At 29.9% G+C, this 26,197-nt stretch carries 24 protein-coding genes; 1 reads left to right on the top strand and 23 read right to left on the bottom strand.

The window, feature by feature from the left end:
• Nucleotide 1: 1 nt before the first annotated feature.
• The 19 genes from ybeY to gpr all read right to left on the bottom strand — a co-directional run bounded on the left by ybeY (nt 2) and on the right by gpr (nt 20,012).
• Nucleotides 2-502, bottom strand: coding sequence for an rRNA maturation RNase YbeY (gene ybeY, locus DP68_RS08585; protein WP_035308450.1), 501 nt, complete (start codon nt 500-502; stop codon nt 2-4).
• Nucleotides 499-2,598: an HDIG domain-containing metalloprotein gene (locus DP68_RS08580; protein WP_035308447.1), complete on the bottom strand. Its 2,100-nt coding sequence runs from the start codon at nt 2,596-2,598 to the stop codon at nt 499-501. Before DP68_RS08580 ends, ybeY begins: the two co-directional genes overlap by 4 nt.
• A gap of 20 nt (nt 2,599-2,618) precedes the next feature.
• Complete coding sequence (gene yqfD, locus DP68_RS08575) at nt 2,619-3,764, bottom strand: sporulation protein YqfD (protein WP_035308660.1); 1,146 nt, start codon at nt 3,762-3,764, stop codon at nt 2,619-2,621.
• Nucleotides 3,757-4,041, bottom strand: a complete 285-nt coding sequence (gene yqfC, locus DP68_RS08570; RefSeq protein ID WP_035308446.1) for a sporulation protein YqfC — start codon at nt 4,039-4,041, stop codon at nt 3,757-3,759. The genes yqfD and yqfC overlap by 8 nt, the downstream gene beginning before the upstream one ends.
• Nucleotides 4,042-4,146: 105 nt before the next feature.
• Nucleotides 4,147-4,596: a GatB/YqeY domain-containing protein gene (locus DP68_RS08565; protein ID WP_186431095.1), complete on the bottom strand. Its 450-nt coding sequence runs from the start codon at nt 4,594-4,596 to the stop codon at nt 4,147-4,149.
• 24 nt (nt 4,597-4,620) lie between these two features.
• Nucleotides 4,621-4,797 carry a 30S ribosomal protein S21 gene (rpsU, locus tag DP68_RS08560; protein ID WP_010292600.1) on the bottom strand — a complete coding sequence of 59 codons (177 nt, stop codon included), beginning with the start codon at nt 4,795-4,797 and terminating at the stop codon, nt 4,621-4,623.
• Nucleotides 4,798-4,932: 135 nt separating this feature from the next.
• Nucleotides 4,933-5,277: a histidine triad nucleotide-binding protein gene (locus DP68_RS08555; protein WP_035308440.1), complete on the bottom strand. Its 345-nt coding sequence runs from the start codon at nt 5,275-5,277 to the stop codon at nt 4,933-4,935.
• Between the two features lie 131 nt (nt 5,278-5,408).
• Complete coding sequence (gene mtaB / locus DP68_RS08550; RefSeq protein WP_035308438.1) at nt 5,409-6,710, bottom strand: tRNA (N(6)-L-threonylcarbamoyladenosine(37)-C(2))-methylthiotransferase MtaB; 1,302 nt, start codon at nt 6,708-6,710, stop codon at nt 5,409-5,411.
• A complete protein-coding gene (locus DP68_RS08545) occupies nt 6,710-7,462 on the bottom strand; it encodes a 16S rRNA (uracil(1498)-N(3))-methyltransferase (protein WP_035308436.1) in 753 nt (250 codons plus the stop codon). Before DP68_RS08545 ends, mtaB begins: the two co-directional genes overlap by 1 nt.
• A gap of 12 nt (nt 7,463-7,474) precedes the next feature.
• The gene (gene prmA / locus DP68_RS08540) at nt 7,475-8,422 is read right to left on the bottom strand and encodes a 50S ribosomal protein L11 methyltransferase (RefSeq protein ID WP_035308434.1); all 948 of its coding nucleotides are present in this window, start codon (nt 8,420-8,422) and stop codon (nt 7,475-7,477) included.
• A 227-nt stretch (nt 8,423-8,649) separates the two neighbouring features.
• A complete protein-coding gene (dnaJ, locus tag DP68_RS08535) occupies nt 8,650-9,762 on the bottom strand; it encodes a molecular chaperone DnaJ (protein ID WP_035308432.1) in 1,113 nt (370 codons plus the stop codon).
• 137 nt (nt 9,763-9,899) lie between these two features.
• Nucleotides 9,900-11,747, bottom strand: coding sequence for a molecular chaperone DnaK (gene dnaK / locus DP68_RS08530; protein ID WP_035308431.1), 1,848 nt, complete (start codon nt 11,745-11,747; stop codon nt 9,900-9,902).
• Nucleotides 11,748-11,825: 78 nt separating this feature from the next.
• Nucleotides 11,826-12,440, bottom strand: a complete 615-nt coding sequence (gene grpE, locus DP68_RS08525; protein ID WP_035308427.1) for a nucleotide exchange factor GrpE — start codon at nt 12,438-12,440, stop codon at nt 11,826-11,828.
• Nucleotides 12,441-12,490: 50 nt separating this feature from the next.
• Nucleotides 12,491-13,516 (bottom strand): heat-inducible transcriptional repressor HrcA, encoded by a 1,026-nt coding sequence (hrcA, locus tag DP68_RS08520; protein WP_186431096.1) that lies wholly within the window; start codon nt 13,514-13,516, stop codon nt 12,491-12,493.
• Between the two features lie 205 nt (nt 13,517-13,721).
• Complete coding sequence (hemW, locus tag DP68_RS08515) at nt 13,722-14,852, bottom strand: radical SAM family heme chaperone HemW (protein ID WP_035308423.1); 1,131 nt, start codon at nt 14,850-14,852, stop codon at nt 13,722-13,724.
• A 715-nt stretch (nt 14,853-15,567) separates the two neighbouring features.
• Nucleotides 15,568-17,376 carry a translation elongation factor 4 gene (gene lepA, locus DP68_RS08505; protein ID WP_035308418.1) on the bottom strand — a complete coding sequence of 603 codons (1,809 nt, stop codon included), beginning with the start codon at nt 17,374-17,376 and terminating at the stop codon, nt 15,568-15,570.
• A gap of 62 nt (nt 17,377-17,438) precedes the next feature.
• Entirely contained in the window at nt 17,439-17,810 is a 372-nt protein-coding gene (locus DP68_RS08500) for a hypothetical protein (protein WP_052085717.1), read from the bottom strand.
• A 63-nt stretch (nt 17,811-17,873) separates the two neighbouring features.
• Nucleotides 17,874-18,974: a stage II sporulation protein P gene (locus DP68_RS08495; protein ID WP_035308416.1), complete on the bottom strand. Its 1,101-nt coding sequence runs from the start codon at nt 18,972-18,974 to the stop codon at nt 17,874-17,876.
• Between the two features lie 63 nt (nt 18,975-19,037).
• Nucleotides 19,038-20,012: a GPR endopeptidase gene (gene gpr / locus DP68_RS08490; RefSeq protein WP_035308415.1), complete on the bottom strand. Its 975-nt coding sequence runs from the start codon at nt 20,010-20,012 to the stop codon at nt 19,038-19,040.
• 202 nt (nt 20,013-20,214) lie between these two features.
• Here gpr and rpsT point away from each other — a divergent pair, with 202 nt between their 5' ends.
• Complete coding sequence (rpsT, locus tag DP68_RS08485; RefSeq protein ID WP_035308413.1) at nt 20,215-20,481, top strand: 30S ribosomal protein S20; 267 nt, start codon at nt 20,215-20,217, stop codon at nt 20,479-20,481.
• Between the two features lie 31 nt (nt 20,482-20,512).
• On the opposite strand, the gene holA is transcribed toward rpsT, so the two are convergent.
• From holA to DP68_RS08465, 4 genes are all read right to left on the bottom strand, one after another.
• On the bottom strand, nt 20,513-21,541 hold the full coding sequence (gene holA, locus DP68_RS08480; protein ID WP_035308410.1) for a DNA polymerase III subunit delta: 1,029 nt from the start codon (nt 21,539-21,541) through the stop codon (nt 20,513-20,515).
• Nucleotides 21,538-23,247 (bottom strand): ComEC/Rec2 family competence protein, encoded by a 1,710-nt coding sequence (locus tag DP68_RS08475; protein ID WP_035308409.1) that lies wholly within the window; start codon nt 23,245-23,247, stop codon nt 21,538-21,540. The genes holA and DP68_RS08475 overlap by 4 nt, the downstream gene beginning before the upstream one ends.
• Before the next feature lie 62 nt (nt 23,248-23,309).
• On the bottom strand, nt 23,310-23,591 hold the full coding sequence (locus DP68_RS08470) for a hypothetical protein (protein ID WP_035308407.1): 282 nt from the start codon (nt 23,589-23,591) through the stop codon (nt 23,310-23,312).
• Between the two features lie 63 nt (nt 23,592-23,654).
• Entirely contained in the window at nt 23,655-26,162 is a 2,508-nt protein-coding gene (locus DP68_RS08465) for a cation-transporting P-type ATPase (RefSeq protein ID WP_052085716.1), read from the bottom strand.
• Nucleotides 26,163-26,197 lie beyond the last annotated feature (35 nt).

The raw sequence follows: 26,197 nt of genomic DNA, 5'->3' as shown, positions 1-26,197 counted from the left end.
ATTATCTTGTTAATTGAAACTTACTCAAAATTTCCTCTTCCCTCTTTCTCATAATTAACTTTTCTTCTTCTTCCATATGATCATATCCTAAAAGATGAAGTACAGAATGTATTGTTAAATAACAAGCTTCTCTTAGAAAAGAATGCTCGTATTCTTCGCTTTGTTCCAATGCCTTTTCTAAAGAAAGAACTATGTCCCCAAGTACTAACTTCCCATCATCTAAATATATAGGTGAAAACTTATATCCTTTATACATTTCTTTAAATACCTTTCCATCACTGTACTCAAGCATAGGAAATGAAAGTACATCTGTTTCTTTATCTATTGCTCTATTCTCCAGGTTTATTTCTTTTATTTCTTCATTATCAACAAATATGACACTTACTTCGTAATCTATATTTACTTCCTCTTCTTTTAGCGCATAATCTATTATACTTTCTATAGTATTTTCTAACTCCTTATTTACTTCTACTTTATCTTGACCATTTTCTATATATATCATTTTCTTTTATCACTCCCGTTAGTTTTGTTATCCCACTTATCTGTAGGGTATTCTATTCTTTGATGATATATGCCCATTAGTACTTTTACAAAGGTTTTCTTTATCTTTTCTATTTCTTTTAAAGTCAAGTCGCATTCATCCAATTGACCCTCATTTAATCTTGCTTTAACTATATTGTTTACCATTTCTTCTATTTTCCCTTTAGTTGGCTCGCTTATAGATCTCACTGCTGCCTCAGTACTATCTGCAAGCATTATTATAGCCGCTTCTTTAGTTTGAGGCTTTGGACCTGGGTATCTAAAATTTTCTTCATTGACTTCATCTGGATTTTCACTAGAATTTTTTGCAGTTAGATAAAAATACTTTACTAATGTTGTACCATGGTGCTGTTTTATTATATCTTGAATAACTGAAGGTATCTTATAATCCTTAGCTAATTCCTCTCCATCCTTTATGTGGGAAGTTATTATCAGCGTACTTAAATTCGCAGAAATCTTATTATGCGGATTATCATTTCCTATTTGATTTTCCTTAAAGAAATAAGGCCTTTTTATTTTCCCTATATCATGATAATAAGAAGCTACTCTTGCAAGCACTGGATTCCCCCCAACTTCTTCAGCTGCAACCTCCGACAAATTTCCAACCAAAATGCTGTGGTGATAAGTACCAGGAGCCTCCATCAAAAGCCTTTTAAGTAACGGATTATTGGGATTAGAAAGTTCTAAAAGCTTTATAGTGGTAACTATGTCAAAAGTACTCTCAAAAAAGGGTAGAAACCCTATAGTAAGTACACCTGAAATTATACCTCCTGCCAAAGTAAAGGATGCCTTTCTCGCAACCTCTGCTATATTATCACTTAAAAGTAATCCTAAAGAAAACGCAAAGATAACATTTATTACAGCTATATACAAAGAACAATATAATATGTCATTTCTCTGCTGCATTTTCCTAAGTATTACAGAACCAAGTATTGCATTAACTATAGCAAGCAAAATAATTTCAGCATTAAATCCTACAGCACAGCTTATAAATACACAGTTAAAGCCATTTATTATTAAAGATATTTTCCTATCTACCAATAGTAAAGTAGTGATCATAGGTATAAAGGCAAATGGAATTAAAAATGGCTGAATATTAAGCGATCTTGCAATAGCAACAGCCAAACAATTCAATATACCAATTAATATAATTTTACTATTATCTTTATATATTTCATTTTTGAACTTATATGCATAGAACCACTGTAAGGATAGTATCAAAAACACAAATATGCCTAAATTGAAATATATATACCACCTGTGGCTATCTTTAGTATTTAGAAGACCTAATTTTTGCAAAATGTCTAATTGTATTCTTGTTACCGGTTCTCCTTCTTTAACTATTGTTTGATCTTTTTTTATAACAATAGGTGATTTTTTCCTAATCTCCTCCCTAAGCTCTTCGGTTTTTTCTTCATTATAAAAAAAGTTAGGTTTAATTTGCTTATACGCAATTGATATAACTAAATTCTTCAGTACTTTCTTTGGTAGTGTTGAAGAATTTACCTTTATATTTATAAATTCTTGAGCCTTTTTTATATCTTCTTGATTGCTTTTCTGCTTATTATCACTTATATTTACATTGTCATAAAGTTCCGACATCACACCCGCTAGAAAACCTTGTATTACTTTAATTTCATCTTTATTTAGGGATATTAAGGATAAATAATCCTCTTCCTCTAGTGTTATCTTAGAAGTAGTCTTTAAATTATTTACTTTTTCATCGTTTTCATAAGCACTATCCTTCAAGGTATATACATTATTAAGCAATTCATTAATATCATTTAACACTTGAGTCTTAACTTCAGGATTTTTATTATATTGAAGCGGAACTGCTTGTAACGCTTGCTGTATCTTAGTCTTAGTTGCAGCTTCATCTATAATTTCTCTTGGTGCCTTTATATCTACTTTGGCTATATCCCCTTCTTGTAAATTATACTTTTGTGTTACTAGTGATGTTACTAATACGGAATATATAAAAATAAAAATACAAAAGAAAATTGCTATTCTATTTGTATTCTTATTCCTATATAAATTTCTTAAATTAATTTTAATCATGAATTACCATCCCTTTGATGTTAATTATTTTTCTCTTGTGATGCAATATTTTCTTCCCCTACGACAAGTACTCTAAGAATTATATATTCATTTTCTGCTTTCTCTTCTACAATTTCGTCTACCACTTCAGTGTTTTTATCTAAAGACTGTTTAATTTTTTTTATCATTTCTTTAGAATAATTATCTATAACTTTCTTTTTATCAATGGCTTTGTTTTTTTCTTGAATTTCAAAGCATTCTTCCGTTATAAAAAAACCTTTTTTATTTACTATTTTATCATAATTTGAAAAGTTATTCATTTCCTTTTTAAAAAATATCTTTTTATTTCCTATTTGTATAAATATATTTTTTACTTTATTCCCCGTTCTTTCTTTTATCTTTTCAACAACTGGTATCTTTTTCACATCCTCGTAAAAGGTTCTTGCAATTACATGTCCCTTAGCAGGTACTTGATATATATTTCCTTCTCTTCCCTGCTCTCCTTTTACAAGAAGCTGTCCCTTTTTAACTACATCCCCTCTTTTAACTAAAGCCGTACCTGAAGTAGTATATACCCTTACTACTTCTCCATCTTTCATAGCTACTAAATTACCTGGAGTAGTTTCATGCACAAGCATCGGAGGAGTAGCTCTTTCTGATGCTACAACTTTAAGCACAGACCCCTCTACCCTAACTCTTACCCACAAAATTTCATCATTATCTTTTGTTAACTTTTCTTCTATAACCCCTATATTTAAATTCCTTTTTCTAATTCCTTCTTTTATACCATAACTTGCAAGTTCTCTTCTGAGCTCATAGGGTGAAAGCCTTTTTTCTGTAACTATATCTATCTTCCATACAAAGGTAGATAAATAATATAGTATACAAATAAAAAATACTGTGCCAAAAATTAATGCGTTTCTTTTTCTCATTCTTATAAATAAAAATGCAAGTCCTTTTCTTTTTATTACCTTTAGCTTAGTATGTGTTTTTTTTGATATTTTGTCTAGCTTAAGATAATCTTTTAATGAAATTTCCAAAGATACAGTTGTTAAATCTTTTTTTCTTATATTTTTTACTCCTATGTTATTTTTCCAAAGCAGGTTTATAAACTTTTCGATATTTAAGGATTGGGCTTCAATTTCAATGCTACTTCTTTTATAATTTTCTAAGTTTATCTTAATCATTTTTTTCATACACTATGGATTTAAATTTTCCTTTAAGGGTTATGGTACTTCCCCCTAAGAAAGGTATTTCAAAATCACTGCCGTATATACACACCAATCCAACCCTTGACTTAATTTTAACCTGCTTTTCATCGAAAACAACTATTCCTTTATGATTTTCTATTATTATTTCATTATCCCCTGTTATTATTATTTTAGGGAAATCCATCACTATATCTCTTGGCAAATCCAGTTTTTCAGCTAGTTCATTTTTAGTCTTATCTATTCTTTCCTCCATATCTTTCTCCTAAAAATACTTTCATATTAATTTATGAATGTTAAGAGAAGGTTATGATTTATATATGTAAAAAAAGGCTGAGTTACCTCAGCCTTTATGTTAATTCTATTTATTTAGAAGCTTTTTTACTATCTCACTAACAGCTTTCCCGTCTGCTCTACCCTTAGTTTTAGATACAACTACGGCCATTACTTTGCCCATATCTTTTATACTATTTGCCCCAACTTCTTCAATTACCTGTAAAATGATACCTTTTACTTCTTCATTAGTTAATTGCTGAGGAAGGTAACTTAACAAGATTTCAATTTCTGCTTTTACACTATCAACTAAATCCTGCCTATTTCCTTTTTCAAATTCAAGCATAGCCTCACGTCTTTGTTTAACTTCTTTAGCTAAAATATCGACGATTTCATCATCTTCAAGAATTCTTCCATCAGTCTTTTCACCTAGTAGTATAGCTGATCTAGCCGTACTAATAGTATTTGCTTTAAATTTGTTACCTGATTTTAAAGCTTCTTTCCAATCCTGTTGTAGTCTTTCTTTTAGGGCCATAATTAGTACCTTCTTTCAAAAGAAATATTACTTAAACTTTCTCTTTCTAGCAGCTTCTGATTTTTTCTTTCTTTTTACGCTTGGCTTTTCGTAATGTTCTCTTTTTCTTACTTCAGAAAGAACACCAGCTCTAGCGCATTTTTTCTTAAATCTTCTTAATGCATTTTCTAGTGATTCATTTTCTCCAACTTTTATTTCTGACATTGATCTCCCTCCCTCCGCTATTTCAATTTAATTTAAAAAATTGAACAGGTAATTCGTGGGTCGCATAGCACATATTCTATTATATAATACTATTTAAGATACTGTCAACAATTTCATTTAATGTTTGAAATCTTTTTATCCTGGTGGCCACTGTAGACTTCTTCCCCCTAACAAATGAAAGTGAATATGCCCTACTGTCTGCCCTCCATCTTCTCCACAGTTAGTAACAACTCTATATCCTTTGTCAGCTAAATCAAGCCTTTGTGCTATATCTTTTACTGTCATAAATATATGAGCTATTATATCGCTATTTTCTTTTGTAAGATCATTTACGTTTTCTATATGATTTTTCGGAATTATAATCACATGTACTGGCGCTTCAGGGCTAATATCTTTAAATGCTAAAACCTTGTCATCTTCATATACCTTTTGTGAAGGTATTTCACCTTTTACTATTTTGCAAAATATACAGTTCTCCATTATTTCACCTCCTGCATCATTTACATAATTTGTACGTTTTATAGAAATCTTTGTTTTCGTTATAAATCAGCACATCTCAAGTATTTGAGATGTTCCCTTATAGTCAAATGTTACATTTATTATATCTTAATCTACATAATATTTCCAATACTATATTCATCTTTTGCTTCAATAATTTTTGTATCTAATATTTTTTCATCTATCTGAGATTCAGATTTTGATACTACCTTTATATAATTCGGAGTATATCCCTCATATAAATCATCATTTCCATTAAAGTTTTGCTCATAAAGAACTTTGAAATTTACTCCAATGAACTTTTCCATAAATTCTTTTTCATTTTTCCTATTTAATTCTATTAGTTTAGCACTTCTTTCATCTTTTATAGTTCCATCTACTTGATTTGGCATATGCTCTGCCTTAGTTCCCGTTCTTGGACTAAACTTGAATATATGCATCTTTGAAAGCTTAATTCCACTTAAAAACTCGTAAGTCTTATTAAATTCTTCTTCAGTTTCTCCTGGAAATCCTACTATTATGTCAGTAGTTATAGAAACATCAGCTATGGACTTTCTTAATCCTTCAACTATATCCCTATATTCTTTAATAGTATATTTTCTATTCATTCTTTTTAAAGTTTCATCACATCCACTTTGAAGAGATAAATGAAAATGTGGGCAAAGCTTATTTAACTTAGAAAGTCTTTCTATTATACCTTCTGTGAAAAATTGAGGATCTATAGATCCTATTCTTACTCTTTCTATTCCCTCTACTTTATCAATTTCTTCTAATAATTTAACTAAGTTCCAACCTTCTCCAATATCATCTCCATAACAAGCTATATGTATACCGGATAAAATAACTTCTTTAAATCCATGATTTGCAAGTCTATATACTTCTTCCATTACCTTTTCAGGATTTTTACTGCATACTGCTCCTCTGGCAAATGGAATTAAACAATATGAACAAAATCTATTACATCCATCTTGAATCTTTAAAAAGGCTCTTGTTTTATCTTGATATTCTTGTATATTTAATTCTTCAAATATGTTATTTCTAAGAACATCAGCTACTTCTACAATTTGACTTTTCTCATCTAAAAATTTCCCTACAAGTTCTGCTACTTCGCCCTTATTTCTAGTCCCTACTACTATATCTACTCCTGGAATTTCAGCCACCTTATCTGGTGCAATTTGAGAATAACATCCAGCAACTACTATAACAGCTTCTTCATTAAGTCTTCTAGCCCTACTTATCATTTGACGGGATTTTTTATCTCCCATATTTGTAACAGTGCATGTGTTTATAACATATACGTCGGCACACTCATCAAAGTTTACTAAATCATATCCTGACTTTATGAATTTTTCTGTCATAGCTTCCGTTTCATATTGATTCACTCTACAACCTAAGGTAGTAAATGCAACTCTCATTAAATATTTCCTCCTAAATCTCCTAATTCATACATAATTAAAGATGCAGCTACAAACCCTGCTGTTTCGGTTCTAAGTATTCTAGGTCCTAGTGTCACTATAAAAGCTCCCATATTCTTTAGCTTTTCTATTTCACTTTCCTCAAATCCGCCCTCTGGTCCTATTACAATACCTACATTTTTAATTTCATCTTTAATTATGCTATTTACTACTTTTCTTACTCCGTATCCCTTTTCATTTTCATAAGGCACTATAACTAAATCCATGTCTTTTAACTCAGCTAATGCTTCATCAAATTCTATGGGCTCTCTTACTTCTGGAATAATAGTTCTCTTACTTTGCTTTGCTGCCTCTAATGCAATTCTTACCCATCTATCTACTTTTTTAAATTGCCCAATTTCCCCTTTTACAACTACCCTATCTGTAATTATAGGCGTTATTTCCTTTATGCCAAGTTCACAATTCTTTTGTACTATTAAATCCATTTTAGTAGATTTAGGCAGTCCTTGAAATAAAAAAATATTAATAGGTGCTTCATTATTTATAGAAAGCTTTTCTTTAATCTTTACTATTACTTGATTTTTATTTACTTCCTCTACTATACCTAAATACTCTTCTCCATTACAATTATTAATACTTACTTCTTCTCCTGCCTCAAGCCTTAATACTTTATATATATGCTTTACATCTTCTCCCTCAATTACAGCTTGATGCATATTTACATTTTCTTTAGGAACAAAAAACTTATGCAAATTCAACACTCCTTAGTTACGTTTTGCAACAATACAAACCCATTCTCCCTCAGTATTTTCTTCTATTATTTCAAATCCACTTGACTTTAACTTATTTATTACATCTTGCTTTCTATCTTTGATTATGCCAGATGAAATGAAATATCCATCCTTCTCTATAAAACTTTTTACCTCATCTGTTAAAAATATTATAATATCTGCTATTATATTAGCTACTACTATATTTGCTTTTCCTTTAACTACATCCATTAGATTTCCATGAAGTATTTCTATATTATCTACTTCGTTAAATGATATATTTTCTTTGGCAGATTTTACAGCTACAGGATCTAAATCAACACCTATAACCTTATTAGCCTTAAGTTTTGCTGCAGCAATAGCAAGTATTCCAGACCCTGTTCCTATATCAAATACTGTTGAATCTTCTTTAACATATCTTTCTAATGCCTTCACACACATGCGCGTGGTTTCGTGAGTACCTGTACCAAATGCCATACCTGGATCCAAATCTATAACTAATTCTTCCGGGCTTGCCTTATATTCTTCCCATATGGGCCTTACTACTATTTTTTGTCCTATTTTCGTAGGTTTATAATATTTCTTCCAGTTATTTTCCCAATCTGCCTCATTTACCTTAGTTACAGTAACTATTCCTTTTCCCTTGTCTATTCCATATGTATGTAAATTATCTATACTTTCTTTTATGTATGATATATATTCCTCAAAACTTTCATCATCTTTATAATATCCTTTAATTACAACGCCATCTTTTACAACAAGCAATGTCTCATCAAAATAATCCCAATCTCCAGGATGATTTTTCTTATATTCTATATCTTCAGGATCCTCAATTGAAACTCCCTTTACTCCTGTATTATACATTATTCCAGACACTGCTTCCATAGCTTCACTGCTAGTTATAATACTTACCTCTAACCAATCTTTATCTTCATTATGCATAAAATGCCCTCCAATTTTTATTATCCTAAATTACTTATCAATTATACATTATTGACCTACTTTTTTAAAGTAAACACCCTATAAAAAATGCGAAGCATTTTTTATAGGTACTAGGCCAAAGGTACCAGGTAATAGGATTAGATGAAACTTTGCATTGCAAAGTTTCTACATTTCCCAATTCCTAGTATCTTAATCCTAATTCCTAAAAACAAATTGCTCCGCAACTTTTATTTAAAAAATTTCTTTAAAAATCCTTCTTTTTCAGAACTCTTTATTTCACCGCTAGCTTCCATGTAAGCAACTAGTGCTTCCTTCTGCTTTTGATTTAGAGATTTAGGTATATCAACTACTACATTTACGTATTGATCTCCCCTTCCTCTTCCATTTACATGTGGAACTCCTTTTCCTTTTAGTCTAAATACTGTACCTGGCTGAGTTCCTGCTGGAACAGTATACTTAACTTCTCCATCGATAGTTTTCACCTTAAGTTCCGTTCCAAGTGAAGCCTTGCCAAAACTTATATGTGTATCAACATATATGTCATCTCCCTTTCTTTTAAAGAACGGATGTGGCATTACCCTTATTGCAACATATAAATCTCCTGGAGGACCTCCATTTACTCCTGCTTCTCCTTGTCCTCTTATAGGAATAACATTTCCAGTATCAACCCCAGCTGGTATATTAACTTTTATTTTTTTAGATTTTCTTAATATACCCTTGCCCTTACATTCTGGACATGGATCTGTAACTACAGTTCCTTTACCATTACATTCATCACAAGTATTTACACTTACAAAACTTCCAAGTGGAGTATTTCTTTGCACCTTAACTTGACCAGTACCTCCACACTTGGTACAAGTTTTAGAATGACTTCCTGGTTTAGAACCACTACCCTTACAAGTTTCACAAGTTTCACTCTTTGTTATATTTATTTCTTTTTCTATTCCAGTCATTGCTTCTTCAAAAGTTAAATTTACGGCATATTCCATATCCTCACCCTTTTGAGGTCCATTTCTTCTTCTACTTCCACCAAAACCTCCAAAAAATGAATCAAATATGTCTCCAAAGCCTCCAAAACCTGAAAAATCAAAACCAGACGGATCAAATCCTCCACCATTAAAATCTGTGGTTCCAAATTGATCATATTGAGCCTTCTTTTGTGGGTCAGAAAGCACTTGATATGCTTCATTTATTTCTTTAAACTTTTCTTCAGCTTCTTTATCCCCTTGATTCTTATCAGGATGATATTTTATTGCTAGTTTTCTAAAGGCTTTCTTTATGTCTTCTTCGCTTGCGCCCTTTTGAAGTCCTAGTATTTCATAAAAATCTTTTTTAGCCATACTTTTACCACCTTTAATGAATTGAAATATCGAAATCAAAAATTTCCATAAATCATGTAACATAAATATTCAGATGGAGAATGCTCCCCATCTGAATCAAATCACAATTTACTTTTATATTATATGTCAATTATATACTATTTGTCATCTTCTACTTTATAATCTGCATCTACTACATTATCATCTTTAGGACCACTTGCTCCAGCACCTGGGTTTCCTCCAGCCATGTTTGGATCAAATCCAGCACCTTCTGCGCCTTGATACATCTTAGATGAAACTGCATAAAACGCTTGTGTTAACTCTTCAGTAGCCTTTTTAATTGCTTCTAAATCTTCTTTTTCTTTAACTTCTTTCAAAGCATTAAGCTTTGCTTCTATATTAGATTTATCTTCTGCTGAAACCTTATCTCCTAAATCAGCTAATGCTTTTTCAGTTTGATATGCCATTTGGTCTGCATTATTTCTAACTTCAATAGATTCTTTTCTCTTCTTATCTTCTTCTTCATATTGTTTTGCTTCATTAACTGCTTTATTTATTTCATCTTCTGATAAATTAGTTGAAGCTGTAATTGTAATGTTAGCTTCTTTTCCTGTTCCCTTATCCTTAGCAGAAACATTAACTATACCATTAGCATCTATATCAAATGTAACTTCTATTTGTGGAATTCCTCTTGGAGCTGGTGCTATTCCTGAAAGTGTAAATCTTCCAAGGGTCTTGTTACCTTCTGCCATTTGTCTTTCCCCTTGAACTACGTGAATTTCAACAGAAGTTTGACCATCAGCAGCTGTAGAGAACACCTGACTCTTTCTTGTTGGAATAGTTGTATTTCTTTCTATTAATGCAGTTGCTACTCCACCTAAGGTTTCAATTCCAAGTGTTAATGGAGTAACATCAAGAAGTAATACATCTTTTACATCTCCTGTTAAAACTCCAGCCTGTATAGCTGCACCAACTGCAACACATTCATCTGGGTTTACTCCCTTAGAAGGCTCTTTTCCAGTAAAGTTTTTAACAGCTTCCTGAACAGCTGGTATTCTTGTAGATCCACCTACAAGTATTACCTTATCAACCTCACCCATGCTTAATCCAGCATCACTTAGAGCTTTTCTCATTGGTTCTATAGTAGCCTCTACTAAATCATGAGTTAATTCATTAAATTTAGCTCTTGTTAAATTCATATCTATATGCTTTGGACCAGTTGCATCAGCAGTAATAAATGGTAAGTTTATATTAGTTTGCATTGATGAAGATAATTCTATCTTTGCTTTTTCTGCTGCTTCCTTTAATCTTTGAAGCGCCATTTTATCATTTCTTAAGTCTATACCATATTCCGCCTTAAATGTATCTGCTATATGATTCATAACTCTCTCATCAAAGTCATCACCACCAAGTTTTGTGTTACCATTAGTGGATTTAACCTCGAATACACCATCACCAAGTTCAAGTATAGATACATCAAATGTACCGCCACCTAAATCATAAACAAATATTCTGTGATTTTTATCCATCTTATCAAGACCATATGCTAAAGCTGCAGCTGTTGGCTCATTTATTATTCTTAAAACCTCAAGTCCAGCTATTTTTCCTGCATCTTTAGTTGCCTGTCTTTGGCTATCATTAAAATATGCAGGTACTGTAATAACTGCCTGTGATACTTTTTCTCCTAAATATGCCTCAGCATCTGCTTTCAGTTTTTGAAGCACCATAGCTGAAATTTCTTGTGGAGTATGATCTTTTCCATCTATATTAACCTTATGATTTGTTCCCATATGTCTCTTTATGGAAATTATAGTTTTATCAGGATTTGTTATGGCCTGTCTTTTAGCCACCTGTCCTACTAGTCTTTCCCCATTAGCTTGAAAGGAAACAACTGATGGTGTTGTTCTAGCTCCTTCTGCATTTGTTATAACTACAGGCTCTCCACCTTCCATAACTGCTACACAAGAGTTTGTAGTTCCTAAGTCTATACCTATTACCTTTGCCATAGTATTTTTTACCTCCTTATAAATCAAACAATATAATATTTTTATATATGAATATTAAATAGAATTTCTATTTAAATTTTAATTAACAACTTTTACCATACTGTGTCTTATTACTTTGTCTGCTCTTTTATATCCCTTTTGAAATACTTCCACTATTTCATTATTGCCATAATTCTCGTCTTGTATATGCATTACAGCTTCATGATAATTAGGATCAAATCCTTTATCTATACTAATTTCATCTACACCTAATTTTTCAAGAGATCCCTTAAATTGTTTTAGTGTCATTTCAACACCCTTCTTTAAATCTTCAAAACTTCCCTCAGCACTTACAGCTCTCTCTAAATTATCAAGTACTGGAAGCATATATTTTAAAACATCGCTGCAAGCCTCTGTGTATATTCCTTCTTTTTCCTTAGAAGTTCTTTTTCTGTAATTATCATACTCTGCTATTGTTCTTAAAAGTCTTTCTTTCAATGTTTCTAATTCATTACTTAATTTATTATTCTCATTTAAAATATTGGAATTTTTTTCTTTCAATTCTTCTATACTTTCCCCTTCAAATTCTTCGTCAATTTCCTCAAATTCCTTATCCTCTTTTATTTCAGCTTCTTCCAAGGATTCATCTATTTTCATATCTTCTGAAAATATTTTATCTTCATTATTTAAATCCTCTTTTTTAATTTCTTCCATTTGACTGCCTCCGTTTCTTATCTTTATATTTAAGGTAATTTAAATCTAATTTATCTTATATAGTCATCTGTAAGAGTTTTATTTAATTCATTCACCACTGCTGCTAAAATAGAGATAACCTTATCATAAGGCATTCTTGTTGGTCCTATTACTCCTATAGAGCCCAATGGACGCCCTCCAATGCTATAAACCGCAGAAACTATACTGCACTCCTTAGCATCTTCTAAAAAGTTTTCTCCTCCAATTTTAATATCCATACTTTCAGTAGAATTTATTAAATCATTTACTTTCTTCTTATTATCAATTAATGATAAGAATTCCTTAGCTCTTTGTATATCGTTATATTCAGGATAATGAAATATATTAGTAGTTCCCTCAAAATAAATATCTGAAGACTCCATACTATTTAAACTTTCGTATATAACTGGCATAATAGAATTAAATATCTCTTCATATCCAAATAAATCACTTTTTAAATTATTTATAACTTCTAAATTAATTTCTTCTATATTTAAATTACTTAATCTTATATTTAATAAATTATTAATCTTAACTAATAATTCTGTATCTATAGATTTTGTCATCCTTATCAAATTGTTTTTTATTATTCCTCTATCTATAACAATTACAGATAGGATATTATTATTATCAATGTGTATAAGTTGTATAGATTTAATCTTGCCTTTTCTAAATGATGGTGCCTTTACTACTGATGTAAGTCTCGTAAGTTCCGCAAGTAAATATGATGCTTCTTTTATTACTTTATCTATTTCATGTAGTGTAGATTTTATTATATGCTTTTTTATGAATTCTTCTTCTTCATAGGTTACACGGGAAACCTGCATTAATTTATCTACATATAACCTGTATCCTTTGTCAGAAGGCTTTCTTCCTGAAGAACTATGAAGTTGCTCTAAATATCCCATTTCCTCAAGATCAGCCATTTCATTTCTTATAGTAGCAGAACTTATACCTAGATCATACTTTTTAGCTATGGTCCTGGAACCCACAGGCTCTGCTGTATCTATGTAATCAAGTATTATAGCCTGAAGTATTTTTATTTTTCTCTCATCCATTTCCATAATATCACCTCTTTTATTAGCACTCACTCCTGTTGAGTGCTAACTGCTATGATTAAAAAATATCATTATCGAAATCATTTGTCAAATTAATTTAATTTTAAATATTAAAGAAATATAGGTAATTATCCCTTATAAATTAATTTTTAACTATATTTCTTTCAAAATCTCTTCTTTATTACTAATACTTATTGATTTTATTTTAAACAGTTAATATAAAATCACTCATAATCATATTCGAAACCTCTATTCCTCTAGGGGATAGATATAATTTATTGTCTTTTAATATAAGTAATTTATCCTTTAAATATTTATCTATTATTTTCCCATAAACTTCGTATATATTTTTATTAAATCTCTTTTGAAATTCATTTATATCTACTCCATTTATTTTTCGAAGGCCCATAAACATAAATTCTTCCATATCATCTTTTAAAGTATTATGATGAATTTCTAGCTTAACTTTCTCATTATTATTTATTTTTTTTATATAATCTCTTATACTTTCTACATTTTTGTATCTGTTATGATTTATATACGAATGAGCAAATGCTCCGCAGCCAATATACTCATCCAAATTCCAATACACCAAATTATGTATACATTCTTTCCCGAGCTTTGAGAAATTTGATATTTCATATTGATTATATCCATTTTCCTGTAAACTTTTTTTAATCTTTGAATACATTTCTCTTTCTACTTCTTCACTTGGTAAAGTCAACTCATCATTTTCATATTTAGTATAAAACGGAGTCTCTTCTTCAATTATTAAACTATAGCATGATATATGTTCAGGATTTAATTTAATTATTTCTATTAATGTTTCTTCTATTTGTTCTAATGTTTGATTTGGGAGACCAAACATTAAATCTATATTTATATTATCAAAATGAAGCTTTCTTGCCTCCTTATATGTTTCCAAGAAGTCATTTAATTTATGTATTCTTCCAATGCCCTGCAGCAGCTCATTTTGCCATGCTTGAAGCCCTATACTTAATCTATTAACTCCCATTTCCTTAAACCTACAAAGTTTTTCTTTACTTACAGTACCTGGATTTACTTCTACAGAAAATTCTAAGCCATCACTCTTATCTAGCTTGTCTATGCTATACTTCAATTTTTCCCAATGTCTTATATCTAAATAAGATGGAGTTCCACCTCCAATAAATATAGTTTTAAATTTATAATCTTCTAAATCATCAAGTTCTGTACATAAAGCATCCACATAAGAATCCATTAAAGCTTCTTCTCCGCAATATGATGGAAAATCGCAATAAAGGCACTTTTGTTTGCAAAAAGGTATATGTATGTATAATGAAAGTTCTTTTTTCATTTTTAATCAGCTCCCTTTAGAATAGGAAAGCGTTGGCTACGCAAAAAAGCTCTAATATTTCTTCCTTTCAAGGCGCCTAAGCCTTCTAAACTCGCTATAGCTCAAACAATAGAAGGCTCTATACGGCGCCATGAAATCAGAAATAAAGAGCTTTTAATTGCTTGCTCAATGCTTTCTACAATGCAAATTCTATATTTGTGTTCAACATTAAAAATATCATTCATGATTACCTGACTAAAGGGACGGTAATCCCGAAGACCGATAGGTCATAAAATATTAATCATTCTATTTTTTATGAAAAATCTTTTATTGCATTATATTTTTAACTTGTAATTTAAATTTCCTCATTTAGTTCGTATAAGTTCTTGTAACTCCTCGGGCTATCGCCCTAAAAGACTTTTATGTGATAAATCCTAAAATATTTTAGAAACTCAGTTAGCTGAACTTCTTCCTTTAGCAGGTGTAAGTGATATTTTTAATGTTGAACATATAGTATCACATTTACATCGTAGAAAGCATTGAATGAGCTTTAGAGCGGCTTTATTTATAAATTTAAAATACCGTATAGAGCCTCCTACTGTCTGAGCGACAGCGAGTTTAAGAGGCTTAGGTATTTTAAATTTATAAATATTAGCCGCTCTTAGCGAAATGAACGCTTTCCTAGATGCAAATCCCATACGGTAGGTTCAACATTATCTTAAAATGTCATAATTTTTTATTCTTCAGTTTTTAAAATAGACATGAAGGCTTCTTGAGGAACTTCAACACTTCCTACTTGTCTCATTCTCTTTTTACCTTCTTTTTGCTTCTCTAAAAGCTTTTTCTTTCTGGAAATATCTCCACCATAACATTTAGCAAGCACGTCTTTTCTTAATGCTTTAACAGTTTCTCTTGCAAGTACCTTAGAGCCTACTGCTGCTTGTATTGGAATCTCAAACATTTGTCTTGGTATAATTTCCTTTAATTTTTCAGCTATACCTCTTCCTCTTGCATACGCTCTCTCTTGAGGTACTATCATTGATAACGCATCAACTATATCGCCATTTAAAAGTATATCAAGTTTAACAAGTTCTGTTCTTTGATATCCTTTAATTTCATAATCTAAGGAAGCATATCCTCTACTTCTTGATTTTAAAGCATCAAAGAAATCATATATTATTTCATTTAAAGGAATGTCGTAATTTAAAACTACTCTTGTAGTTTCAAGATATTGCATATCTTTAAATGTTCCTCTTCTTGTTTGAGATAAATCCATAATTGCGCCTACATATTCAGAAGGCGTTATTATAGATGCCTTAACCACAGGTTCTTCCATATAATCTATTTCTGTTGCATCAGGTAAGTTAGTAGGATTAGTTATTTCTAACTCCGTCCCATCTGTTTTTATTATTTTATATACAACAGATGGTGCAGTGGTTATAATATCTAAGTTAAATTCTCTTTCTATTCTTTCTTGTATAATATCCATATGAAGTAATCCTAAGAATCCACATCTAAATCCAAATCCTAGTGCAATGGATGTTTCAGGTTCAAAGGATAATGCTGCATCATTGATTTGAAGTTTTTCCAAAGCTTCCTTTAACTCATCATATTTAGCTCCATCTACAGGATATATACCACTAAATACCATAGGAATGGCAGGCCTGTATCCTTGCATTGCTTCCTTAGTTGGATTGCTTGCTAACGTAATTGTATCACCTACACGTGCATCTCTAACATTTTTTATAGAAGCTGTAAAGTATCCAACATCCCCTGCTCCAAGTTCCTCCATCTTCATATACTGAGGTACAAATACTCCTACCTCTGTTACATCATACACTTTACCTGTAGCCATAAACTTTATCTTAGTTCCGGCCTTTATGTTTCCATCCTTTAATCTTATATGACATACTACTCCCTTATAAGTATCATAATAGGAGTCAAATATAAGTGCCTTTAACGGAGCATCTTCATCGCCTTCAGGTGCAGGTACCTTTTCTACAACCGCTTCCAATACGTCTTGTATATTTAACCCTGTCTTAGCGGATACTAGAGGCGCATCATGGGCATCCAATCCTATTACATCTTCTATTTCTTTTTTAATTTCATCTGGCCTTGCACTTGGAAGATCTATTTTATTTATCACTGGCACTATTTCCAAGTTATTATCTAAAGCAAGATAGCAATTTGCTAAAGTTTGTGCTTGTATCCCTTGAGTAGCATCTACTATAAGAATTGCTCCTTCACAGGCTGCCAGGCTTCTAGATACCTCATAGTTAAAATCCACATGGCCTGGAGTATCTATTAAGTTAAGTATGTATTCTTCTCCATTTTCTCTTTTATATACAAGTCTTGCAGCTTGAGATTTTATTGTAATCCCTCTTTCTTTCTCAAGTTCCATTGTATCTAATGTTTGCTCATCCATTTCTCTTTCCGTAAGAGTTCCTGTCTTTTCTAGTAATCTATCTGCAAGAGTTGATTTACCATGATCTATATGTGCTACTATAGAAAAATTTCTAATATGCTTTTGTCTTTCACTTTGCATCAATGTACCCTCCAATGTAGAATAATTCACTGTAAATTATAGCACAACCAAAAGGGGGACTGTCAATAATTATGTTGAATTAAAGGTTTTATAACAATAATATTAAGTATTGGGATGCTTTTTAAAACTTCTATTAAGCTGCCTTTAATTAAATTTGAAGCATCCTCTAATTTACTTTCAACATAACTTATCTTATCATTTAAGCCATTATATAAGTTATATGTACTTAATTTTATATTTTCACTAGCTTTTTTATTTACATAAAACACATATTTCTTTGTTTCTACTTTAAAATCAAAAGGTTTAGCTGTAAAATAGATTTTGAACGGAGAATTATTTTTTATAAACTTAGGCGTATTATTTGATACAACTATAAAACCTAAAAATATTATAAATATAGCCATTAAAATTATAACTATATATCTTTTCTTCATAATAAAAAAACACCCCTATACTATATTTCATTATATAAGGATGTCCTTTTATATGTCTTTTATTCACTTTTTACCATTAATATGTTCTGCAATAATTCTTCCAAGATATTTAGTGGAATCTTTAGCCTCTTCAATACTGTTTACATATGAGCCCATTTCTATAAGCACTGCATTATCACTCTTATTTTGATGAAAATATTTAGTTCCATAATTATAGTCATATATACCTCTACAATAGCCTGGAAATAAGCTATCAGATATTTTTATTAAGTTATTTACTACTGCTAAATTCTTTTTATATCTGGGACTTTTCTTAGCCATAACAAACATTATCTTAGTTACGTCCTCTCCATTCATCCTTGTAGTAACAGCCTTCTTATTTTCTACTGAGTCTCTATGTAAATCTATTATAAGCTTAAAGTCTCCATATTTTTTTAAATATTTATCTACAGTAGGTCCCGACCTAGCATAACTTTCAGTATATGATGCTGCATTATGAACAGTTTTATCATGAATAACAGATATACCATAATTTTCCTCTAATTCCTTAGCTAATGCATCACCTGCTGCACATATATTTTTATCTGATTGAAGACTATCCTTTCCAATTCCAGCAAAACTCTCGGTTGTGTGAGTGTGATAAATTAACACTTCTGGCTTTGCTTTATTTAAAGTCTTTTTAAGCTTAGGATTATATACTCCTACAGTTTTATCAGGCAAGTCCAATTTTTGTTCTTGCTCAATAGATATATCTTTTTCACTTAACTTAAATGGATTAAATATTACACTTTTCTCATGATTTTCTCCTTCTTCACCTTCTTGATACATGGAAGGAATTTCTCTAAGAACTAAGGCTAAAGGATTATTCAAATCTATATTAAATACACTAAGTACTTCTTTTTTTATAGAAAATCCTCCTTCAGCTAAATCCTCTTCATTAAAAATTGAAGTTTTAACTATTGGCATAGCATTATTAAGTACTTGTATATAAAAAGTATTTTGCCTTGAAGTTTCTCCGACTGAGGTTGCTTTTACTGCAAAAGGAAGTATTAAAATAACACTTGCTATGAAAGAAATAATCGCAAATATAAGTTTTAAATTTTGATGACTATTTGCCTTATAGTAATTTGGAATGTTTTTCTCTTTTGGCTCTTTAATATCCATAGCCCTCACCTCTTATGTAAAATTATATACTATATATATGAGGTAAGGGCTGGTTTTAGACTATTAATTTATATATTGATTTATTTCTTTTAATTCAAGAGCTGGTTGAAGAGCTATATTTATTCCTGCTGATAATACCTTTGATACTGAATCTATTACCATATCTACATCCTTAGGAGTTACAACCAAGCTTCCAACATAAGGTCTCAAAAGTTCCTGTATCATTCTCTCTTTTTCAGTTCTGTCTATAGATTTTAACATACTATAAAACTTCCCGCCTTGAGTTGCTCCACGTATCATTTCATCTAATACCATATCTATACTATCATTTGCAATGGTTGCTGCATCCACCACAGTAGGCACGCCTATAGCTATAACAGGTATTCCTAATGCTCTTTCACTTATTTCCATTCTCTTATTTCCTATACCAGATCCTGGTGAAATCCCTGTATTCCCTATTTGTATAGTTCTATTTACTCTTTCAAGTCTTCTTGAAGCCAATGCATCTATACATATTATTAAATTAGGTTTTATTTTCTGTGATACAGCTTTTATTATTTCACCTGTTTCCATTCCAGTAAGCCCTAACACACCTGGAGCTAATGCACATACTGGTCTTATCCCTTCATCTATTTGGTCTGGAATTAACTGTTTCAAGTGTCTCGTAACCATAATTTTCTCTACAACTCTAGGTCCCAATGCATCTGGTGTAATGTTCCAATTTCCAAGTCCTACTACCATGGCTGTCATACTTTCATCTAGTTTTACCAAACCTGACAGTACTTTTGCAAAAATCTTGCTTATTTCTTCTAATCCCTCTTGATCATAAGTTGTGACTTCTGGTATTTCTAAGGTTATATACTTCCCCTTAGGCTTATTCATGATCTTTTCTCCTACATCATCTAAGATACTTACTTCTGTAACTTTTATATCTTTTTCAACATAATCTTTTACTTCAACACCTGGAATTTTCCCTTTATTCTGTTCTTCATATATCTCCTTTGCTTCTACCGCCAAGTCCGTTCTTATATTTAGCATAGCATTTCTTCCTTTCTATACCTAATATTTTTAATCCTATTATTCCCTTGCGTGTATCTCATATTCATAAATAAAAGTTAAATTATACTTGAAGTACACAAAAATAAATGCTATAATAGCATTTGTTAATAAAGTGAAACTCATACGCAGATTTCCCCAAAAACTGCTGAGACCCTATTAAAATACAAGGGGGTGAAAAGAAATGGCAAATATAAAATCAGCACAAAAAAGAATAAAAGTTATCGAAAAGAAAACTATGCAAAATAGAATGGTTAAGTCCGCTCTAAAAACTACAATAAAGAAGTTTTTAGTTGCTGTTACTGCTGGAAACGCTGATGAAGCAAAAGTAGAATTCAGAGCTACAACTAAAGCTTTAGATATGGCTGCTAGTAAAGGTGTTTTACATAAAAACAAAGCTGCTAGAGCTAAATCAAGATTAGCTGCAAAATTAAATGCTTTAAATGCATAATAAAAAAACCGGTGAATTTCACCGGTTTATTTTATTTTAAGGTTATAGTGTTTATTATAAGTAATTCCAATTCCGTTCTTTTATCTACTGTAGAACTTTTAAGTAACTGCTCAGAATTTAAGCATATTTTAATAGATTCTTTTAATTGCTTTGCCGTAAATTTTTTGCTTTGTAAAACTAACTTATCTACAATAAAAGGCGGAAGCTTTAATTCTGTGCCTAGTGTAGCTCTACTCTTTCCATTATCAATACTGTGCTTTATTTTATATAAAAGCTTAAGTTGTCTTTCAATCATATATAATATGTAAATTTCCTCCTGCCCCTTAAACATAAGCTCGTTTACTACATCTATTGTTTCTTTTAATTTTTTATCCCCCATATAGTCAACTAAATCAAATATATCATTCTCCCTTTTCTTAGGGTATAATTGCAAAATATCATCTTTTGTTATTTCCCTATCCATAGCATAACAACATAACTTTTCTATTTCATTTTCCACTATTCCTAAATCGCTAGGCAGATTTGAACAAAAAAGCTTTAACTCTGTATTACCTATATTCCTACCTCTTTTTTCAAAAAATTCCTTTACCTTTGATTCTAAGTTTTTTCCATAAATCTTATCCATTTTAACTACACATGAAATTTTATCTAATTTATTTAGTTTCTTACTCGGCTTTTCTCTTTTATCCTTAAACACATAATAAAGAATTAATATGCAAGAACTAGGTACATTCTTTATATATGCCTCAAAATTATTATATATGGCTTTTTTAGCAGTATCCTCACCATCTTCAAGAAAACTCGCTCTATATACTAATACAACTTTTTTATCACTCATGAATGGCAATGTTTCTGATGCATTTATAACTACATCAAGACTTTCCAACTTGTTTCCATCAAACTTAACATAATTTAAGTCTATAAAATTTTCATCTATGTTTTTACTTACTATTCGACTTATTTTTTCTTTGATAAGCTCTTCATCATATCCACAAAATATATAACAATTGTGAAATTTATCTTTTTTTATTTGATCATCTAATTTAGATATATCTATCAAATTTTATCCCACCTCCAATTAATAGGTCTTCCAAAAAATATTTTATAAGAAGATACCTTTATTACATCTTCATCTATTATATCATAGTGATAATAAATATTTTTCTCACCATGTTTATTACTCTGATTTTTAAGTTTTATTATATTGTCCTTAATACTGTTACTTATTTTTAAATCCTTTAATTTATAAGATACCGGTATATCTTTATATGTACAACTTACTATATTGTGTACATTATAATATTCTTCAAGCTTAATTGCATATTTCCCTTCAGTTATAGGATATGAAATTGCCATGGTAGAATTAAATTTATCCTGAACTATTATTGCTTCTATGTCCTTAAACTTTATAATATTTATTTCAGGGAACAATGTGAAATAACTAAAAATTAAACTTATGACTATAAACATTGGAATAAATTCGAATTCCTTATATCCATACTTTATCATTACGAAACTTAAATATATTATAAAAAAACATATAGCTTCTCTTTGTCCAAAATTTGTAGTTAGAGATGTTCCATTTAGAAGTAAATAGTACCCTCCTTCTAGAGCTATACAAATTATTTTTATACCGTAACAAATAAGCTTAAATACATTAGGTATCCATAAAAACAAAATACTCAAGTTCCCAAGTATAACCAATATAGAATATATAGGTATGAGAAATATATTTCCTGCAATAAAGCTCCAGTTAAAGGTTCCCATACTAAGCCCAAGATAAGGCAATGTAAATATTTGTGCACTTAAAGTTAAACTTAAAGGACTTCTTAAGATATCTGGAAGCCTATAGAGGGCTCTTTGAATATTAGAGTAGTACAGAATGATTCCAAGTGTTGCTAGGAAAGATAGGCAAAATCCCATATCCATAAAATAGTAAGGTTTAGCAAATAACAACAGCATAAATGCAAAACTTAATGAGCAAATTCCATTATAATTTTTATGTATCTTTTTAGATAATTTTAAAATTAAGATCATTATAAATGCTCTAAATGCCGAGGACTTGCTTCCTGAAAATAGTACATATAATAAAGATATAAGAACTCCTAAATAAGTACCTGCTATCCCTTCCACTGCTTTATATATTATAGATATATGAAGTCCTGAAACACTTACTGCATGCACAACCCATAACTTTTTAAATATTAATTTTTGCTCCTCTGAAAGAAGACTTGTATCTCCAAAACTTAATGATCTAGTGAGTGCTGCTTCATTTTCTGTTAAAAACATAGCTAAGGACTTGTTAGTATACTCCTTTAACTTATAAGATAAAGATTTTAAATCTTCTCCACCAGTCTCATGGCTTTTTATATCATAAATTCCTATAATACCTCTTTCATATATATTCTGCTTTTTAAAGCTTCCAGTAATAAAAGTCTTATAGCCAACTTTCAAATCTTTAATTTCTCCCTCAAGCAAAATATTTCTTCCACTTACAGAACCTAAGGCAGTATCTCCCTTAACTTCTAAAATTCTTACTTCCGTATTATTTGCAAGTGAAAAGTCAAAGTAAAATTTAAAGCTTAAAAAGCCACACATGAAAAAAGCTATATTTAAACAAAAAAACTTTTTAGTCATTGTAAAATACATCACCACTAAAAAGCACATGATACAAATTGCGGCATAAAGCATATAAAAATTGATTAAATATGCCGTAAAACATCCAATTAATAGTGCCATGGAGTAGTATATAATTAAATATTCCATAACAAAAATACACCTCCACATTAAATTTTAGCCATCAATATGGAGGTTTAATCATTTTATCATTATTCTTTATTCTTGTTTTCTCTTTTATTTTTCATATCCTTCATTGTATTACTAGCTCGTCTACCATTAGAGTATAATCCAGTAGCGCTGGTTCCCATTAGTATTCCTTGAAGTATATTTTCTCTTATATCCCTACATTCTAAAAAAAACATACCAAATAATATTCCAAGTACTAAGCATGCAAAGGGAGCATATCTAGGCTTTAACCCTAAACTTTTAAGCACATCTACTAAAAAAGTTATTATTGGGATAAGAGCAACCCCTTTATAACTAAACTCCATACATTTCCCTCCCATATAATGAATTGTTATATTTTTATAATTCATTATATGAGTTAAAGTATATTATGAGCTAACCATAGTAATCAGATTATGGTAATATTTTATTCCTATATATAACATTTGTAGTATTAAATTTAAAATAAATATATTTCTACAAATACTATTTTTAAATGGATTAAATTTAAAGAATTTTAATGAATAAACTGCAAATATTATATTGTTCACTAAATTTACTGCCAACATCATATACTGGAAATCTTGTCTTAGTAATATGTAAATAATTCCACCTAACAATGCATTTATAAATATTCCTCTTACAAAGAAATTAACTTTATTGTCTTTTAAAATGTTTTTATCCAAAAGATTTCCATAATAAATATCTTCTTCATTAAGAAAATCTAAAAATATACAAAGTCCACCTATAGATATGGTTAAGAAACTTGTCCAAAATATATCTATCAAATTAATTCCTATACTGTAGTTGAGCAAATCCAACAAAATAATACTTAGTACATTACAAGTATATATAGTAAACATATATTCTATTGCACTATTTATTTTATTTATCATTTTACGACAACTTTTAATTGTATTCAAAAGAGTTTCTAATGATATTTTTTCTCCTGACATATCACATATGTTCTTTAGTATATTACTTTTCCCATAAGAATAAGATACATTGGTAAGCATTAAGTATGGAAGATCTGAAACTTTGCTTCCTTCCATAAATATTAAATTATTTTCTTTAAAGTGCTCTGCTATTTTTAATTTATGTTTTACACCTATCCTTGAAAATACATTTATTTTACTCAATATTCTTTTAAGCTCTTCTAAAGTTATATTATCAAGTTCTGCTCCTGTTAATGACTTTTTAATATTGTTTATAATTCCTATTTTTTTGCCAAATGCCTCTGCTGTTAATTTATTTTCTTCCGTAATTAAAATTGGTCTTATATTTAATAGGTTAAATTCTCTTAAAACTTCCTCTATATTTTCTTTAGGTGGATTTAAAAATCCTATAATGCCTACGAACACAAGATTACTTTCTATATTTTCCTTAAGGCTCGGTTCATAGTTGAAATTTCTATAGGCAAATGCCGTAACTGCAAGACCTTGAGTAGACATAAGTCTATGCATATTTTTTATATTACGTATCTCCTCATCAGTTACTTCTCTTTCTATGCCATTTTTTAATATATGTGTACATGTGGATAAAATAGAATTAACTGACCCTTTAACATGAGCTCTATAATTCCCATCTATGTAATTTATAGTAGTCATCATTCTTCTTTCTTTATCATATGGAATTTTATACAACCTTTTATATTTATCCTCTAGAATATATTTCTTTATACCAAACTGAAGAGAAAATCTCACAAGTTCAATTTCTGATAAATCCATCTTTTCATTTACATAATTATCATCTATAAATTTAGTATCATTACACAATATTCCAATATGTAATAGTCTTTTAATCATATGACTTTCATCTTTATCATAATAGTTATCTATGTCTTTATGATGTATTAAAGTATTGTTTGTATAAACTTTTTCTACATTTACATACTCTTCTGAAAAGGATCCTACTTTTTCCTTCAATATCAAATTTGTCATAGAAAGCTTTTCTATAACAGATATGTCTTTTAAATTTATATTTCCCTTATTAAAATGTTCTTGAGCAAAGGAAATTATAATTATAAATATGAATATTAAACTAATTGGAATTCCTGCAAAATTTGTATTAGCAAATAAAACTAACGAGTTAGTGATAGATTTTTTTAAAAAGAGAGTCCTTATTAACAAAAACATGAAATTTATGTATAAAATATATAATACAAATTGGTTAACAATCTTCTTTAAGGTATTTATAAAAGAAGCCTTATTATCTTGTGCTTTAAAACTTGCTGAAATTATTTCACTTATTTTTGTATGTATACCAGTTGAAATTACTATCCCCTTAACATAGCCATCTATAATAACAGATGATTTAAAAAGTATATTTCTCATTTCACTTAGTGGTATTTCTCTTTCTTCTATCATTGTGGAATATTTTTCTACCAAATCACCTTCTCCTGTTATTGCTCCTTCCTTCACTTTTAATGAATATGCTTCTATAATTCTAATATCTGCTGGAACTATCTCATTTTTATTTAATATTACTATATCACCATTAACTAATTCCTCTGATAAAACTATTTCTTCTTTCCCATCCCTTATTACTTTACATTTAAAAGCTTCTAGTTTTTTTAATTCTAATAATTCATTTTCTTCCCTGTACTTGATTATACTTAAAATTCCTATGCTTATGAAAAACATAATTATAAATAGAAATATTTCTATCCACTTATTAAAATATAAATATATACTCAAAGATAAAAGCATAATAATTGACCAAGGTTCAAATATTTGCTTTAATAAAATATTAAAAAAACTATTACTTTTAGGTATTTTAATTATATTCCCACCATTCTCCTTATTGATTTCCTCTACTTGAGTAATATCTAATCCTTCATCAACATCACTTTTAAGCTCTGTTACTACATCATTCCAACTTTTGTTGTACCAATTCATAACACTGTCTTTCCTCCATATAGTGGTATTATAGT

The organism is Clostridium sp. HMP27, from assembly GCF_000765165.1.
Classification (GTDB): domain Bacteria; phylum Bacillota; class Clostridia; order Clostridiales; family Clostridiaceae; genus Clostridium_AK.
Note: the sequence above shows the minus strand (reverse complement) of the source record. Positions and strands in the feature narration are given on the sequence as shown.